Source organism: Sulfurimonas lithotrophica, assembly GCF_009258225.1.
GTDB classification, from domain to species: Bacteria; Campylobacterota; Campylobacteria; order Campylobacterales; family Sulfurimonadaceae; genus Sulfurimonas; species Sulfurimonas lithotrophica.
This window is the reverse complement of record NZ_CP043617.1, coordinates 967,501-984,360: the sequence shown is the minus strand read 5'-3', so window position 1 is coordinate 984,360 and position 16,860 is coordinate 967,501. Positions and strand designations below refer to the sequence as shown.

The 16,860-nt window shown below is 31.7% G+C and carries 17 protein-coding genes; 9 read left to right on the top strand and 8 right to left on the bottom strand.

What is annotated here, in order from left to right; genetic code table 11:
• Positions 1–84 precede the first annotated feature (84 nt).
• The 5 genes from FJR48_RS04975 to FJR48_RS04955 are packed head-to-tail and all read left to right on the top strand — an operon-like array spanning position 85 to position 5,985.
• On the top strand, positions 85–1,209 hold the full coding sequence (locus FJR48_RS04975) for a bifunctional 2-C-methyl-D-erythritol 4-phosphate cytidylyltransferase/2-C-methyl-D-erythritol 2,4-cyclodiphosphate synthase (protein WP_152307054.1): 1,125 nt from the start codon (positions 85–87) through the stop codon (positions 1,207–1,209).
• Positions 1,210–1,227: 18 nt separating this feature from the next.
• Positions 1,228–2,115 (top strand): response regulator, encoded by an 888-nt coding sequence (locus FJR48_RS04970; protein WP_152307053.1) that lies wholly within the window; start codon positions 1,228–1,230, stop codon positions 2,113–2,115.
• Positions 2,093–3,283, top strand: a complete 1,191-nt coding sequence (locus FJR48_RS04965; protein WP_152307052.1) for a sulfate adenylyltransferase — start codon at positions 2,093–2,095, stop codon at positions 3,281–3,283. Before FJR48_RS04970 ends, FJR48_RS04965 begins: the two co-directional genes overlap by 23 nt.
• Positions 3,284–3,294: 11 nt before the next feature.
• Positions 3,295–3,792, top strand: a complete 498-nt coding sequence (locus FJR48_RS04960) for a phosphatidylglycerophosphatase A family protein (protein WP_152307051.1) — start codon at positions 3,295–3,297, stop codon at positions 3,790–3,792.
• Positions 3,793–3,846: 54 nt separating this feature from the next.
• On the top strand, positions 3,847–5,985 hold the full coding sequence (locus FJR48_RS04955; RefSeq protein ID WP_152307050.1) for a response regulator: 2,139 nt from the start codon (positions 3,847–3,849) through the stop codon (positions 5,983–5,985).
• A 21-nt stretch (positions 5,986–6,006) separates the two neighbouring features.
• On the opposite strand, the gene FJR48_RS04950 is transcribed toward FJR48_RS04955, so the two are convergent.
• The 8 genes from FJR48_RS04950 to FJR48_RS04915 form a co-directional block, all read right to left on the bottom strand.
• The gene (locus FJR48_RS04950; RefSeq protein WP_152307049.1) at positions 6,007–6,519 is read right to left on the bottom strand and encodes a hypothetical protein; all 513 of its coding nucleotides are present in this window, start codon (positions 6,517–6,519) and stop codon (positions 6,007–6,009) included.
• Between the two features lie 17 nt (positions 6,520–6,536).
• Positions 6,537–7,292: a hypothetical protein gene (locus FJR48_RS04945; protein ID WP_152307048.1), complete on the bottom strand. Its 756-nt coding sequence runs from the start codon at positions 7,290–7,292 to the stop codon at positions 6,537–6,539.
• A gap of 2 nt (positions 7,293–7,294) precedes the next feature.
• Entirely contained in the window at positions 7,295–8,401 is a 1,107-nt protein-coding gene (locus tag FJR48_RS04940; RefSeq protein WP_152307047.1) for a 4Fe-4S dicluster domain-containing protein, read from the bottom strand.
• Between the two features lie 4 nt (positions 8,402–8,405).
• Positions 8,406–9,023 carry a TorD/DmsD family molecular chaperone gene (locus FJR48_RS04935; RefSeq protein ID WP_152307046.1) on the bottom strand — a complete coding sequence of 206 codons (618 nt, stop codon included), beginning with the start codon at positions 9,021–9,023 and terminating at the stop codon, positions 8,406–8,408.
• A 103-nt stretch (positions 9,024–9,126) separates the two neighbouring features.
• Positions 9,127–9,945 (bottom strand): carboxylating nicotinate-nucleotide diphosphorylase, encoded by an 819-nt coding sequence (gene nadC, locus FJR48_RS04930; protein WP_152308384.1) that lies wholly within the window; start codon positions 9,943–9,945, stop codon positions 9,127–9,129.
• Positions 9,945–10,943 carry a quinolinate synthase NadA gene (gene nadA / locus FJR48_RS04925; protein ID WP_152307045.1) on the bottom strand — a complete coding sequence of 333 codons (999 nt, stop codon included), beginning with the start codon at positions 10,941–10,943 and terminating at the stop codon, positions 9,945–9,947. Before nadA ends, nadC begins: the two co-directional genes overlap by 1 nt.
• 52 nt (positions 10,944–10,995) lie before the next feature.
• The gene (locus FJR48_RS04920) at positions 10,996–11,373 is read right to left on the bottom strand and encodes a cytochrome c family protein (protein WP_152307044.1); all 378 of its coding nucleotides are present in this window, start codon (positions 11,371–11,373) and stop codon (positions 10,996–10,998) included.
• A gap of 90 nt (positions 11,374–11,463) precedes the next feature.
• The gene (locus FJR48_RS04915; protein WP_152307043.1) at positions 11,464–13,611 is read right to left on the bottom strand and encodes a TIGR03545 family protein; all 2,148 of its coding nucleotides are present in this window, start codon (positions 13,609–13,611) and stop codon (positions 11,464–11,466) included.
• Positions 13,612–13,697: 86 nt separating this feature from the next.
• On the opposite strand from FJR48_RS04915, the gene plsY reads away from it, so the two are divergent.
• The 4 genes from plsY to FJR48_RS04895 all read left to right on the top strand — a co-directional run bounded on the left by plsY (position 13,698) and on the right by FJR48_RS04895 (position 16,794).
• The gene (gene plsY / locus FJR48_RS04910) at positions 13,698–14,312 is read left to right on the top strand and encodes a glycerol-3-phosphate 1-O-acyltransferase PlsY (RefSeq protein ID WP_152307042.1); all 615 of its coding nucleotides are present in this window, start codon (positions 13,698–13,700) and stop codon (positions 14,310–14,312) included.
• A 1-nt stretch (position 14,313) separates the two neighbouring features.
• Positions 14,314–14,637: a dihydroneopterin aldolase gene (locus tag FJR48_RS04905; RefSeq protein WP_152307041.1), complete on the top strand. Its 324-nt coding sequence runs from the start codon at positions 14,314–14,316 to the stop codon at positions 14,635–14,637.
• 98 nt (positions 14,638–14,735) lie between these two features.
• Positions 14,736–15,410, top strand: coding sequence for a homeostatic response regulator transcription factor HsrA (hsrA, locus tag FJR48_RS04900; RefSeq protein ID WP_152307040.1), 675 nt, complete (start codon positions 14,736–14,738; stop codon positions 15,408–15,410).
• An 82-nt stretch (positions 15,411–15,492) separates the two neighbouring features.
• Complete coding sequence (locus FJR48_RS04895; RefSeq protein ID WP_152307039.1) at positions 15,493–16,794, top strand: sensor histidine kinase; 1,302 nt, start codon at positions 15,493–15,495, stop codon at positions 16,792–16,794.
• The last annotated feature ends 66 nt before the right edge of the window (positions 16,795–16,860 follow it).

Genomic DNA, 16,860 nt, shown 5'->3' with positions numbered 1-16,860 from the left:
TATTAAAAAATATATGCGTTTCAAGATTGCCAAAGTTTATAAGATGTATAATTTTGTAACACTTAGTTTTTATGGGGTTATTTTTTGAGAGACTTAACGTTAGTCTTACTCTCAGCAGGCAGTTCTAGCCGATTTGAGTTAGATATTAAAAAACAATGGCTTAGAATTGGTCACGATCCACTGTGGTATTTCGTAGCAAACAAACTGCAAAAGACAGGTTTTTTCAGTAAAATCATAATTTCATCTTCAAAAGAAGATATAGAGTTTATGAAAAACTACGGTAACTTCACATATGCAGAGGGCGGAGATACCCGTCAGCAATCACTTAAAAACTCTTTGAAATTCGTAGAAACAGATTATGTATTAGTAAGTGATATAGCAAGATCCTGTATAGATAATTCATTTTTAAACAAAATCATATCACTATCTTCGGATGCAGACTGCATCGTTCCGTACTTACCCGTAAATGATACAATAGTATATGATAACGACACCATAGACAGAAACAAAGTAAAACGTATTCAAACTCCCCAATTATCAAAAACATCTTCACTCAGATCGGCATTAAATACGGATAAAGAGTTTACGGATGAGAGTAGTGCCATTATTGATTCAGGGGGTACAAGAGAATTTATCCAAGGTGATGAAGCTGCACATAAAATTACCTATATTGGCGATTTGAACAAGATACCTTGCCTTGAAGCTCCATCAAATGACACATTAAGCGGAAACGGTTTTGACGTACATGCGTTTGATGACAAGGGTGAAATGTATCTAGGCGGTGTAAAAATTGATTCAGATTTTGGATTTAAAGCTCACAGTGACGGAGATGTAGTTATACATGCTCTTATAGATGCATTACTTGGTGCATCCGGAATGGGCGATATAGGTATGATGTTTCCTGACAATGATGACAAATATAAAGGTATCGATTCAAAAGAACTTTTAAAACTTGTAGTAAAAAAAATATATAGTTACGGGTTTATCATTGTGAACGTAGATATAACCATAGCTGCTCAAAAACCTCGTATAGGAAAATATAAAATGCAGATTAGAGAAACTTTGGCAAAAATTTTACATTGTGAGATGCAAAGAGTTAACGTAAAAGCTACAACAACTGAAAAGCTCGGTTTTATAGGTCGAGCCGAGGGTGTTGGAGTAATAGCTAATGCTAATTTAAAATATTTTGATTGGCAAAAAATAAAATAAGAATAAGGGTAAAGTATTTTGAAGATATTAATTATAGAAAATGAAGTATATTTAGCACAAAGTATAGCTACAAAGCTAGGTGACTTAGGACATGTATGTGAAATGTGTACTTCAACCAGAGATGCAATTAAAAGCAATAACTATGATGTAGTGCTGCTATCGACAAACATCAACGGGCAAGACTTTAATCCGGTAATAGATACGTTTAAAAATTCTATTATAATATTGATGGTTTCTTATATATCAAACGATACGGTATCAAAACCTCTTGCTGCAGGGGCTAAAGATTATATTTTAAAACCTTTTATGATTGAAGAGCTTGTAAGAAAGATAAATCATTATCAAGACTACGAAAAAGTTAAAAAACGTAATATTGCTTATGAAAAATACCTAAGTCACTCTTTTTCCAATATATCAAACGACTACAACCATGAAGATATTGAACTTCCTGTGTTTATATCATCCGGTTTTGTAAAAAATGCAGATGCCTTTGCATTTGAACACGCGCGTGTAAAAAACAAGGCTTTAAGTTTTGTTACTTTAACAGATCCAAAAGCACTGGCCGAAATAAATGCAACCGGACCGAATACAATCCTTTACATAATTGATTATCAGTCACTTAAAAAAAGTGAGAAAAAGGCATTTTTTGAAGCTATAGCAGATAAACAAGCCATTGTGGCAAGTAGCGATAAAATAGATGATATCGATTATAATATAATAGAAATAAAAAGCGAAAACAATATTTTTGACCAAGGAGAGATACTTCCTATTGAGGATTATGTAAAATTTATCGTACTGAATTATCAAAATAAATTTCCGGATACAGAGTTATCTAAAAAACTAGGTATATCGCGTAAAAGCTTATGGGAGAAACGTAAAAAATATGACATCGTCAAGAAAAAATAAAACACTTTTTATAGATGCAGAAGCTGCATCTGCATTGGAGATGTTGAAAAACGGTCTTTTAAAACCTGCGACTAAACTGATGAACTCAAAAGAGAGTGAAGAAGTATTAAAAACAGGACTTATAAACGGACAGACTTTTCCGTTTCCGTTTATACTGGCACCTTCTGGAAAAATGAATCATGATGTTTTAAAATCTTTAGAGGTCGGGGAAGAGATAACATTGATATCCGACAAAGTAGAATTTGCAAAAATGATTGTTGAAGAAGTTTTTGAAATTGACCCAAAAGATCGTATCAGACAAATATACGGAACTGACGATGCTTCCCATCCTGGTGTTCAGGCAACGTACAACAGAATAGGTTCTCTAGCCATAAGCGGTGACTTTACCATTTCAAATCCAAAGCAATTTCAATGCAAAAAAATGATTGAAGATGCCAAAGAAAGAGTAAATGCTAAACATACGACGGCTTTAATGATGGCTGCAAATCCTTTGCATCGTGGACATGAAAGGCTTATACGTCAAACTTTAGAAAACACGGGTTTATTAATAATTTTTTTACTTAAACCATATACGGAATCAAATCTTAGTTATGATATCAGAAAAGAATCTTTAGAATACTTTATAAATAATTTTTTAACAAAAAACGAAGTGCTTATCGTACCGCTTGAGAACAGTTATATATTTGCAGGATATAATGAAATTATCTTAGATGCTATAGTATCAAAAAATTATGGCTGTGACAGGCTGACGGTAGGTCTAAACCATGCAGGTCTGGGTATGTTTTATGATTCTAATTCAAATAAATCTATTATAGATAAAGTTATAGGGATAGATATAGAGATAACGGTGGCTAGTCAATATGTTTACTGTGATAAATGTACTACACTTGTCAGCAAAAACACCTGTCCGCATGGTCAGCATCATCAGATATCTTTTCATTCCGATTCTATTTTGGAGCTCCTTGAATTAGGTATTCTTCCACCGACTATATTGATAAGAAAAGAACTCTCGGCACAAATCTTATCAAAACTGCATCCAAACAGATTTAAAAATTTAGAAAAGCTTTATTACGATTTGTTGCCTATCGAGGGCTTATTGGAAGAACATACCGAAAAAGATTTTTATTTAGAACTCATGAAGCTTTATCAAACAACATCTTTAACATAACAGGCAAATATATGAACTGGTTTTTTATAACACTTTTTTACTCTGGTCTTGCACCAAAAGCTCCGGGAACCATAGGTACATTGATTTCTCTGCCGCTTGGAATGCTAATACTAATATATTTTAGTGCAGAAACACTTTTTATGGCTACTGTTTTAATAACTGCAATCGCCATAAAAGAGATAAATAGATATGAAGAAAAATCTGGTATTCACGATGATAAAAGAATTGTTATTGATGAGCTAGCAGGTATGTGGTTTGCACTGAGTGTAGCACCGGCTATAAGCATCGACTTAAATGAACTTTCAACTTTTGAAAACGGTTTTTTAATTCAATCTGTTTTATCTTTCATATTATTTAGATATTTCGACATAACAAAACCATCTATTATCGGTAGATTAGATCGTGAAGCAAAAGGCGGAGTCGGCGTTATGGCAGATGACATAGTTGCAGGTTTTGCAGCCGGGATTTTAAGTGCAGTTATTTGGCAAGGAATCTTAAAAATTATATAATTTTTTTTTATTAATTATTTTGTTATAATCTTTTAAACTTAACCAAGGAATATAATGAAAAATATTTTTTCACTACTGCTTTTTCTAAATATCTCACTTTTTGCAGACTCAATCGAAGTTGATATAGCAGAACAACAAACAATGTGGATAGCTCTTTTTGGACTTGCTTTTATAGGTATAGCAGCCTTGTATTTGTCTTCACAACAATTAGCACGCTTAAAGTCTGAACACAAAAAAATGAGAGAACAACAACAAGAGATAGAAAAAAGACAGAGTGAACTACTTGTCGAGATGAGTAAAAACATCCAAAACATCACAAAAGAAACACTTGGAGATACGACAAAATTAAAAACAAAAAACGAATCTGTGCAAGATCATATAAGCAAAGTTATTAATTCCGAAAATACGATTATAGATGCTACAAGCGATTTAATAGAATTTTTGCAAATAAAAGCACAAAAGATTCATCCAAAAAATAAAATATTTAAACTCGAAAATCTTCTTAACGATATTTTAGGTCAAGTTAAATCGAATAATAAAGAGAGTGATTTAGAACTTATTTTTGATGTTGATGATAATATTCCGGATATGTTGAATTCCGATACTTTGGGTATCTCAAAAATTTTAGTAACTTTAATAGAGTTTTGTATCATAAACTCATCTAAACAAATAGTAATTCAAGTTTCAAAAAGAAGTAAATTCAATGCACCGACTACACTTCATTTTGTACTCTATGCCGATACAAAAGTTAAAGTCAGCGCCGATATCTTCCAAACAACCTATAATGAAAATACAAAAAAATACGACGGAATGTCTTTATTTGTATCAAATGAACTCTCAAAACTGCTTGGCGGGGGCATAATTGCAAGAAATAATTATAAAGATTCTAATGTCGAGTTTGTTTTAAACCTTCCATTTAACGAAGTCGATTCCGCTACACTAAAAAAACATAAACTAGATACCAAAAAAATACAAGATGAAAAAATATATCTTCTTGATTCATCTATAGAAACTACTCTTGCCATAAAAAGAATCTTACAAACGCTAAGGTGTGATGTAAATACACAAAATAAAGATGAATTTTTAGAACAACTTCCGGATTTTTCAAAATATACTACAATTATACTTGATGAAAAACTAGCTAACTCTAAAGTTATTGAAAGTATTTCAAAAATAGATAAAAACCATAAACCAAAAGTAATAATACTAGGGAATATTTTTTCAAAAACAAACAAATTAAAGTTAACTGCATCAAAACTTTACAAGCCACTTACAAAAGAGAGTATCTATTATACACTTTTAGATACAAAAAAAGATGCTTTAACGAGTGAAAATAATTTACAAAACAATATACTTAAAGTTCAAAAAGAACGTTTTATATATGCAAAAAATATATCTTTAGAGAGTTTTTCCCATTTTAGTGATTCAAAATTACTTATTGTTGAAGACAACCATATAAACCAAAAAGTTTTAACAAGTATTTTGAAAAAATCAAATATGCACGTAACTATTGCAAATGACGGTAAAGAAGCCGTTGACATCCTATACAACGACAATAAATTCGATATGGTACTAATGGATATTAATATGCCGATTATGGACGGATATGAAGCTACACTAAGAATTAGAAAAAACCCTTCTCTTAATATGGTGCCGATAGTAGCATTAAGTGCTTTGACTGCGACAGATGAAATAAATAAAGTTTTTCATGTAGGTATGAACGGTTATTTAGCCAAACCTTTGGAAAAAGAAAGATTATACAGTGCTTTTGATACTTTTATAAATAAAAAAAATGAAAATATAACAGAATCTTTACCTAAAAACATAGATGCTGAAATATTAGATAAACTTGATGGTTTAAATATACAAAGCGGTCTTAGGCAGACTAACGATAATCCTATTTTTTATATAGAGGTTTTAAAAGAGTTTATAGATGCATACGGAGAGAGTGACAAAGTATTTGATAACTTGATTGAAGAACACAGATTTGAGCAAGCTAGAATGTTATGTCTTGACATGAGAGGCTTAGCAGGTGCCGTTGGAGCTGATGATATGCAAGAGCTATCAAGTGAAATACTACAAAAAATTATATTCAAAAAGTATGAGATACTTCCTGAATATGCAAAAAGATATAAAGAAAACCTAGATATATTAAAAGAATCAATAGATAAATATATATCCATAAACTCTTAATTAAACGAAGATGATAACTATTTATACAAACATTGGGTCGTCTGTAGGTTCTATCTCTTCATAATCATTAATTATCTGTTCAAACATTTTCATTGTTTTATTTGCTTTTTGGATATAATCGTCAAATATCTCTTTTGAAGCAGGAAACGATTCACTGAGTTCTTTATACATTAAAATACGACCGTTTATATGCTTGTTAACTTCTGTAAATGCATCTTCGAGATACTTTCTTTTTGTTGTATGGCGGAATAATGCCTTTACCATCTTTGTACGCTCTTTTATTGGTATAGATTCATCTATAGCCTCAGCTATCCTTTTTATATCTAAACGTGAAAGATACACACCGCTTATTGCAGGTGCTAAAAGTTTTGACGTAAGTGCATCTACAAACTGAGGAACCGGTTCCTCATCCTCTTTATCGCCTGCGTCCGGATTTTGATTTTCATATATGTTTTCTTCCGAATTTAGTGAACACTTATCTTTTACAAACTTATCAAACTCTGCTTTTAAATCATCTATATCATGGTGGTTCATTTTGTATATTCCTTTATCTATTTTATTCTTTTATAAACTGCTTGTGCTAAATTATCCAACATATCATCATATGAGATATATTTTTTACCTAGTTCGTTGCATCTTTGTTTTAATGCCGAGAACTGCTTTGTATTTTTCATATCAAAGTTAAACTCAGCCAATTTTTCAATCATGGAAAAATCCTCCAAATCCGAAAAATCCAAAACCGCATCATATGCCGAGAAATCAATATTCATACCATCAGCTATACGGTTTATATCTGCTTGTGCTAAATCTACATCTTTTGTAAAAGCCATCAGTTCTTCTAAATTTTCATTAAAGTAACTTACTTCAAATCCGCATGCTAAAAATGAGAATGCTTTTGCATAATGATTTATACCTATTAGTGCTACACGTCGTATATGCATATCTTTTAAAAGCTCCGTTAAAACCCTGATAGAAAACACATCGCCGCTTAGACTCTCACCCTCACGGAATATGATATCACACATTCCGCTTCGCTTAGCTAAACTTGTTGCATCATCAACTATCTCTAAAACATCGCTAACATATTCACTTGATATTACGGCTCCGTTTACGTGTGACTTTTTCATATTTGCCACCGTAAAGTACAAATCATCCTCACGTATATTCATTGGTATCATCATAGCATCAAATCCATCAGCTTTGTATAGTTTGTTACTTATAGCCGAAAAACGGCTGACACCAGCATGTTCACCGATATATCCAAAAAGTTTGGTCTCTTTAGATATTTGGTTATCATTGTTCATCATCTTTAATACTCCTCATTTATCCCCCAAAGCTCTCTTGCCTCTTCCTCTTCTACTTTACATCTGTAACATAGTTTTGCATCTGTATCGTTTGTGCTAAAAATCATATTACATTCATTACATCTTTTTACGTTAAAATTTATAAGATTTACTACACTAGGTTCAAAAAATTCTTTTACGTTATAAGATGGACTAAGAGTCAGCGCTTCAGGCTCACAAACATCGTGACAAGTATTACATTTGATGCATACAAACGGGTCAAAATCTATTTTTGAATTCTTTATATCGCTTGTAAGTGCACCTGTCGGACAGATGCGATAACACATTTGACAAGCCGTACATTTATCTGAATCAAGAAGTTTTGAAGATGTAAAAGAGACCTCTGTTGCATCTACTACATGATACTGACTCGGTTTTTCTACCCTTTTTATCGCTGTGTAAAAAAGCTTTCGTTTTGTCGGTATTGTTTTTTTTCTAAGCAGTGCGATATCAGTTTTACCGAGTGTGTGCTCAGTAAGTTCATCCGTTGCTTTTTTTATCTCGTTTTCAAAGTTTTTTTGAACCTTACCGACTGTTTTTAAATTAGCCAAACGAAAAAAATCACGTCTGCTTGTTTGATCTTCAACCTCTGCAGGTTCATACTTTACTTTTTTTAGACTTATCGTAGCTTTATTTTCCATAGCCTCAAGTAAATAAGAAGCTTCTTCTGCATTTTCAATTATTTTTGGCTTACAGGTATGTGCTATTTCACATTCATCACAATGCCCCATATCAAAAACTATATCTTTTTTTATTACAGCTACTGATATAAGATTTTCAACATTTAGTGCAGCTATACACGGTACATTTTTTCTACACGAAATTAAATTTTCTTTATCCTCTAAAAAATCAAAGAAAAACTCATGCGATTTAAAATCATCAAGTTGCAATGCTTCATTAGGACACACGGCATCACAGGCTCCACAGCCCACACATAAAGAGTGGTTTATTGCCGGAATAGGGTTTGATTCAACAAAAGCTATTGCCTGTGTGGGACATATAACTTCACAATTATCACACTTGGATTCTACGCTTAATGAGCGTACACATGCACCTGCATTTAGATTAATCATAAACTTATTTTTTTAACTCTTCTGTTAAGTACTCGTTATCACTTAGAATAAATTCTAAAGCCAAATCAGCTGCATCATAGTAAAGCGGTGTACGAGCTTCATATTTTAAGTTTATTAAATACATCGGAGCCCACCTTAATAAGTGTTTGTTTAAAAACTCATGTTGTACTTCTTTTAGCTCATCTGCAGCTTTTTTATCATCAGCTTCTTGTGCTTTTAATTCTGCAGTTGCCAAGTGATGCATAAATTCTAACTCCACACCTATATGATCAGCCGAGACCGTACGAGCTTTTTCAAAATCAACCATAAAATCATAAGCACTGTACATATCCGTAACGGGGTTTGCACCACCGGTTTCAACCATCTGGTCATCTCTTGTATAAAATGTTTCATAAGGAATTAAATGAAGAACCGATAGGTTTACAAAATCAGGATTTATAACTTCTTCTATTAACTTTTCATCGCTTAATTCTTTAAGTGCCTTCCAATCTTTAAAAGTTGGAAAAAACTCTAAAATATTCTCATCATTTTTAATAGTTTTTAAAAGTTTTAAATCAAGTTCTTGAAGTAAAACTCTGGATAAAAGTGCATAAATATTTACTCTTGCTTGTGTTTGTTGCATAAAAAATCTTTATATTGGTTTCAAGTAAGTAGGACCTACTTAAGTGTGATAATTTTATCAAATTTTACTGAAACTATTGTTAGTTAAGAAAAATAGTTTACCTTTACTGTACTTTCATTGATATATCTATCCAATTTGCCTGATGAGTCAGAGCACCGCTGCTAATTGCATCTACACCGGTTTTTGCATAAGATTCTATCGTTTTAAGTGAGATATTTCCGCTCGCCTCAAGTGTAATATGTGCATAGTTTGCATCTCTGTAAGCTACTATTTCCCTTATTTGCTCAGGTGTCATATTATCACACATAACTACGTCTGCACCCGATTCAAATGCTTCTTTTGCTATATCAAAAGTCTCAGCTTCTACTTCTATTTTTGTTGTAAAAGGTATCTGCCTTCTAGCTTTTTGAATATAATTTTTTAAGTTTTTTATAGTCTTTAGGTGAGTATCTTTAATCATAAGCGAATCATCTAACCCAAGTCTGTGATTTACCGCACCACCGCATCTCGTAGCATACTTTTCAAATACTCTAAGCTGTGGTCTTGTTTTTCTTGTATCTAATAATTTAACACCGTAAGGTTCAACTATAGAGGCATATTTTTTTGTAAGAGTTGCAATAGAACTTGCATGTAAAAGCATATTTAAAAGGGTACGTTCCGTTCTTAAAACTCTATGACTGTCTGCACGAACTCTAAGTAAAATATCACCATCTACAAACGATTCCGAATCATTTTTTAACCATTCTATTTCCAGTTCTTCTATAAAAGCCAAAGTATTCACATATGTTTGCCCTGCCATAATGCCGTCGCACTTTGCAATAACATAAGCTTCCGCTTCTACGGCTTCTTCAACAAGTGCGTAAAGATCACCGCGACCGATATCTTCGGCTAATGTAGATTTTACAAACTCTTCAAGGTTCATCATAGTTCTAACATTCTTTCAAGTGCTATTTTAGCCCATTTTTGAGTTGATTCATCTACATGAATCTCATTTAAAGGCTCACCCTCGTCAATTGCTTTAAGTACATCATACAAGTCTTTTAGTGTAGTTTCATTCATAGTAGGACATTCTGGCTTGGTAGAACTTAAAACATAAGTATTTTTAGGACGCAAGCGGTTTACCATATTAAACTCTGTTCCTACCGCTACTTTTTGTTCAGGGTCTAGTTCTGTAATATATTTAATCAGTTGAGAAGTTGAACCTACAAAATCTGCTTTGTCACAAATAGCAGGGTCACATTCCGGATGCACGGCTATTAAAATTCCAGGGTATTTTTCTCTGTAAAACTCTATATCTTCAACCGTAAAAAGCTGATGAACTGAACAAAAACCGTCAAAACAGATGATATCCGCTTCATTTAAATCGGTTCCGTCACCTACTACGCAAGATTTAAGTCCCATCTGATTTGCAATATTTTGACCAAGGCATCTATCAGGTACGAAAAGGATTTTTTTACCCTCTTCTAAAGCAGTAGTAATAATTTTTTTGGCATTTGAACTTGTACAAACCATACCACCCATTTCACCGACTTTTGCTTTAACACCTGCATCTGAATTTATGTAAGTTATAGGGAGTATATTTTCATTTGGTATTCCGGCATCGTTTAATGCTTTTACCGTATTATCGTACTGAAGTGCATCAATCATACTGGCCATTGCACAACAAGCAACTTTTGGCATAACTACACGTTTGTTTGGGCTTAAAACTTTTACGCTTTGCCCCATAAAACCTACACCGCAAAAAACTACAAACTCAGCATCATCGGCTTTTGTACGCATTGCAAGTTCAAGTGAATCACCTGTAATGTCACCCATCTCAAATACTTCGTCTCTTTGGTAGAAGTGAGCTACGATAGTTACGCTCAACTTCTTCTTATATTCATTTATTTTTTCTATTAATTCTTTATTTGATAAACTCAAAAAATTATTCCTAAAACTTATTTTTCGTAATTATATCAAAAAAAATAATATATTATTTTGAAGCGTTATCTAAAATATATTTGGCAATGCTTCTTAATTCATCTTCGGTAACAATACCCTTTAAAGAAGGCATTAAACCAAATCTTTCCTTTGTTTCTTTTGGAAACAACATCTTATCCTCAGATGGATTATATACGTAATCTACTATAAAATTTACGGCTTCTTCTTCATTTTTACTAACGGCTTTAACTTTTTTACCAAGAATCCAGTAAGGCGGTGCAGCCATTCTATTTAATTTTTCTTTTGTTATTTGACCCATTAAGTGACAAGATCCGCATTTTTCGTTTGCTAAATTTTCACCTTCACTTATTGCTTGTGCCTGAGATGCAAGCAATAAAAATAAAATAACCATACCTATAATCTTTTTCATTACAAAACCTTTTTATAAAAATAATTTATACAAATTATAATACTATGTAAATCATTTTCCTATGACCTCTATCAAGTAAATGATACAAAATCAAAATTTAAATGATTTTAGTAAATCACCTACTTTTTCCGTAGCTTTCTCCTTTAGCCTGTTTTTAGCTTGTGACTTAAGTTCTTTTTCATATGAATTCAGTAATTGTTCCGTATTTGAAAAGTCGTCAAGTGAACCATTTAAAAGTGCCCCTAATTTTACTATTTCCGAATTCTTTAAACCAAGTTTTTTCAGTTTTTCCTGCATTTTGGAATCTATTAACTCTTTAAGTCTGTTTTTATATTTTAACACTTGTTCTTCTATAGCTTTTTGAAATATATCTTTTAACTTCTTATCCAAATCCGACTTAACTTTAATATTTGGAGAATATATCTCTTTGCTAAGTATAATATCTATATAAAATTCTTTTAGGTTTTTTAAATTTTTACTTGAAAACTGAGTTTTTGCATAGTTTATTTTTGCATCTGCATCTATCGTTATATAATCAAGTGTTTTGGCATTTAAATTTAAATTATAGTCAGCTTTTTGCAATTTCACTATTTTAAAGTCTATATTTTTGGAAAGTTTTCCGTCACTCTTTATGTTTAAGCTTACAGGCTTGTTTATAAGCTTTTGGTTTGAGCTTATATTTTTAATATTTGCCAAAAATTTATGTGTCTCGTATATACCGTCTATATCTATATTTTTTACATAAATATCAGCTAAAGAGTTAAGTTCTTTGTATTTTATCCACCTACCCTCTCCTCTTGGAGGTGCAGGCGGTTCCTCTTTGCTTGAAAGATAGGGTTTTGCCACTTCATAATAATCTAAAAAAGTTTTTAAATATCCCTTTATATTATTTCCAAACAAAGCTCCGACTACATTTATACCGCCTTGTTCATCAAACCTATAATTTTTAGACAGATTTTCATAATCATTTTTTGCACCGTTAATAAGCTCATCGGAAAACTTTCTAAGTATATTTTTATCTTTTTCAAAGTCATTTTTGAGAGTTTTTAAAACTTTTCTTTTTTGTTTTATAGTTTTTCTTAACTTTTCAATATCTTCTAAAGCATTTGAAATTAAATCATAATGTTCCGGTTTTAATTTTTTAATTTTTTGAATTTTTTTCAAATTTGATTTTATTTTTTCAACATCAGCCTTGATGCTTTTTAGTTCATCTTTGGAAAAATATTTATCTACAATATCTTTATACTTTTTTTCTATAGAATTAAATTCTTTTTCTGCATTTTCATAGTTAGTAGTTGAACTAAGTCCCATATTTGCTATTAGCGTTTCGGGTTTAGGCAAATCTATAGAACCAAAGTCTAAACTAGGCGAAGAAGATTCTTTTTGTTTTTTTATCTCTTTTTGTTGAACCTTTGCATCCGTGCTTTGTTTAAATTCCATACCTTTAACCGATAGATTATTTACATGATAACGATTAAACAAAAGCTGATTAAAATCTATATCCACCCCTATATTTTTAGACCTAAAAGAGCTAACACCGTTTTCAAATATATTTAAATTATCAATCTTTAAAGCACCCTCTTTTAGAGACAAGTTTACATTATCTATCTGTACGTTTTTATCCGTAGCTTTACTTATAGACTTTTCAAGTGCAATTTTAGCCAATGGGTCTAAAAACACTAAAATAAAAACACCGATTAAAGTCCCTAAAATTGCGAAAACACCAAATCCCCAGATTCTTAAAAACCTATCTTTTTTACCGCTTACTTCAATACCTAAAAATTTAAAAATAGTATATTTTTGAAGTACGCCTGCTATTTTATCTCTATAAATATATACCAAAGAATTTAATACGAAATACATTGGAATCAGTAAAGCAAAAGCTACAACAGACGAACCCGTTACAAGAGTATTATTAAAGTATGTCATCCTCATAAGTGAAGAGTTGTAAGCAGTTGTAAATAAGTCTTGCAGATTTGGATTTGTTAATATATTATAGCCCAAAGACTCAAAAGTCGGATCTAAAAGATAAGCGATACCTGCAAAAAAAGCACTTGAGACTATAAAAAGTCCTATATGTATGTTTATTACAAGTACAAACAGTACAATAACTATACTCTGCCAGCCTATAAAAGGCGTAAGTCCCATAGCCATTCCGAGTGATATTGATAAAGACATCTGCCAAGGAGTTTGTGAAGAGTTAAAAGTTTTAAAAAGTTTTATGAAAAAATCCAACATATTGTTTCTCCTGCTTATTTTGCATCATTTTATCTATATATTATTAAGATTTAAGTAAAATACAATAATTTATTTTCAGGACACTTATGGAATTTTTAAATAATACTAATGTTCAATTTTTTATTTTAGCATATCTAGCGGGAGGTATACCTTTTGGTCTGCTTTTAGCTAAATGGTTTGCAGGTGTCGATGTTAAAGCTAGCGGTAGCGGAAGTATCGGTGCTACAAATGTTTTACGCGTCGTAAAAGAGACAAATCCGATACTTGCTAAAAAACTGGGAGCTGCAACTCTTGCCCTAGATGCACTAAAAGGTATAGTAGTTTTACTTATAGCCATGGCTGTAGGATTAAGCGAGGCTACACTTTGGGGTATAGCCGTACTGGCGGTAATCGGACACTGCTTTTCTCCGTATCTGAACTTTGAAGGCGGTAAAGGCGTTGCAACGGGGATGGGTGTTATGATGGTTATGCTACCGATTGAGACTATAATAGCGTTAGTTGTTTGGGCAATAGGTGCTAAAGTTATTCGTATATCATCTTTGTCTTCAATGACTGCACTTTTAGCATTAGTTATTGCAAGTTTTGTACTTAAACCTGAAATGGCTCATGCACCTGTTTTAATCATAGCATTTATACTTTTTTATAAACATATCCCTAACTTTATTCGTTTGTTTAAAGGTGAAGAAAAAAGAGTTATATAAGATGAAAATTCATATAGAAGATCTAAAGTTTCAATGCATAATTGGAATTTTAGAGCATGAACGCATTCAAGAACAAGATGTAATCATAAATTTTGAATGTGAATATGAATTTAAAAATGAGTATATAAACTATACCCAAATCGTAGATTTAATCAAAAAAAAGATGATTTTTTCTAAATTTAAGCTTATAGAAGACGCAATTTTAAGTTTAAAATCAGAAATTTCAAAAGAATTTCCTTTAATAAACTCATATACCTTAAAAATCTCTAAACCCTCTATTTTAGCAGATTGCACCGTAAGTGTAAGCGATACCTTTTCTGTCTAAATTTAAAGAAAACTTTGACGAATTATTAAAAATACTTTAAACTAAGTTATTTTTATGCTACAATTCCACCAAATTTTCATTTAATAGGAAAAATATATATGCGTATATTAATTATAGAAGACGAAGTTACTCTAAACAAAATGTTAGCAGAGGGACTAAAAGAGTTTGGTTACCAAAGTGATGTTACAGAGACTTTAAAAGACGGTGAATACTATTTAGATATTCGTAATTACGATTTAGTTTTAATGGATTGGATGCTTCCGGATGGAAATTCAGTTGACATTATCGGTGATATTAAAACAAATACACCAAAAACTGCCGTAGTTGTATTATCTGCTCGTGATGATAATGACAGTGAGATTGAAGCTTTAAGAGCAGGTGCGGATGATTATATTCGTAAACCGTTTGACTTTGACGTACTAGTAGCTCGTCTTGAAGCACGTTTACGTTTTGGCGGAAGCAATATAATTGAGATAGAAGATTTAACTATTAATCCTGAAGAGGAAAAAATCAACTATAAAGAGCAAGAGATCGAACTTAAAGGTAAACCTTTTGAAGTATTAACTCATCTAGCTCGTCACCGTGACCAAATCGTGTCTAAAGAACAACTTTTAGATGCTATCTGGGAAGAACCTGAACTAGTTACTCCAAATGTAATTGAAGTTGCTATTAATCAAATTCGCCAAAAAATGGATAAACCATTAGGTATTACTACAATTGAGACTGTTCGTCGTCGTGGTTACCGTTTTTGTTTTCCTAAAGAGATAAACTAAAAAACAAGTAAGGGGATAAGTTCCCTTTACATTTTCCCTTCCCTTTTAGATATAATATTACATCTTAATTTATGGATATTATATGTTTTCAAACAGTATTAGAAGAAATTTTTTATTTCAACTTATATTTTCATCTATTTTATTAATATTTGTCTTTTCATCTTTTTTATACTTTTACATAGAAAAATCTATATATGATGAAAAACATAGTGAACTTTTACAGTATGCAAAGAACATATCTTCAAACAGATCTATCATAGAACTAGCAACAGATTCTACAGATTCTTATTTAAATCTGGCTGTAGGAGTTATATCTTTGAAAAAAAATATGGAAAATAAAATAGATCTTTATGAAAACACAAAAAATGAACGTACATTTTTAACTCTAATTTATCCATTTAATATTGATGACTTTAGCTATCTCAAAATTACCAAAGAGATAACACCTACAAAAAAACTTCTAGAGAAAATTTTAAAATATATACTTGTTATAAATATAGTAGGATTTGGTCTTGTAATTATATATGCAATTGCACTCTCTAAAATGTTGACTAAACCGATAAAATCACTCTCAAATAAACTCTCAAACATGAATGAGCATCTTATGAGACCTGTAAAAGTCGAGGAACTTCCCGAAGAATTTGAACCACTTGGTGAAACGATAAATCACTTGATTCTTCGCATCCAAAACTTTGTAAAATATCAAAAAGAGCTCTTCATCGGTACTGCCCATGAGATGAAAACTCCACTTGCGGTGATAAAGTTAAAAAATCAAGTTACATTAATAAAAAAACGCTCACCCGAAGAATATATAGAGGCAATAGAGACTACAAATAAATCCGTAGATGATATGAATATCATCGTATCAAATATTCTTAATATAGGTCGTCAAGAGGGTGCACAACTTGAAAAACCGGTAGAAGTGGATGTAATAAAATTTTTGAAAAACAAAGCGAACGATTTTAAATTAATAGCAGAAAATGAAGGTAAAGAACTTACCATGGATTTTAAACCGGACGGTTTTATGGCAATGTTGCAGATTGGTCTTCTTAACCAAATAGTTCAAAATTTCTTACAAAATGCACTTAAATTTACACCGGTAGATAAAAAAGTACATATTAGAAGTAGTCAAGACGACTATGGACTTTTAATTGAAGTTTTGGATGAAGGTTGCGGTATAGATGAAAGTGTAGATCTTTTTGCACCTTTTAAACGTCAAGGAAACAAAAGCGGAGTAGGTCTTGGCTTATTTTTGGCAAAAAGCGGGGCTGATGCATTAGGAGCTAGAATAAATATAAGAAACAGAACAGACGGGATAAGCGGAACAATAGCTTGCTTACAGATAAATTCAAAGTTATCATGCATAATTCCTAGCAAAAGATAACTTAAAGCTTTAATTTGATATAAATCTGATTAATAAAAATTACTGATTATAAAAACAAGGTTTTTA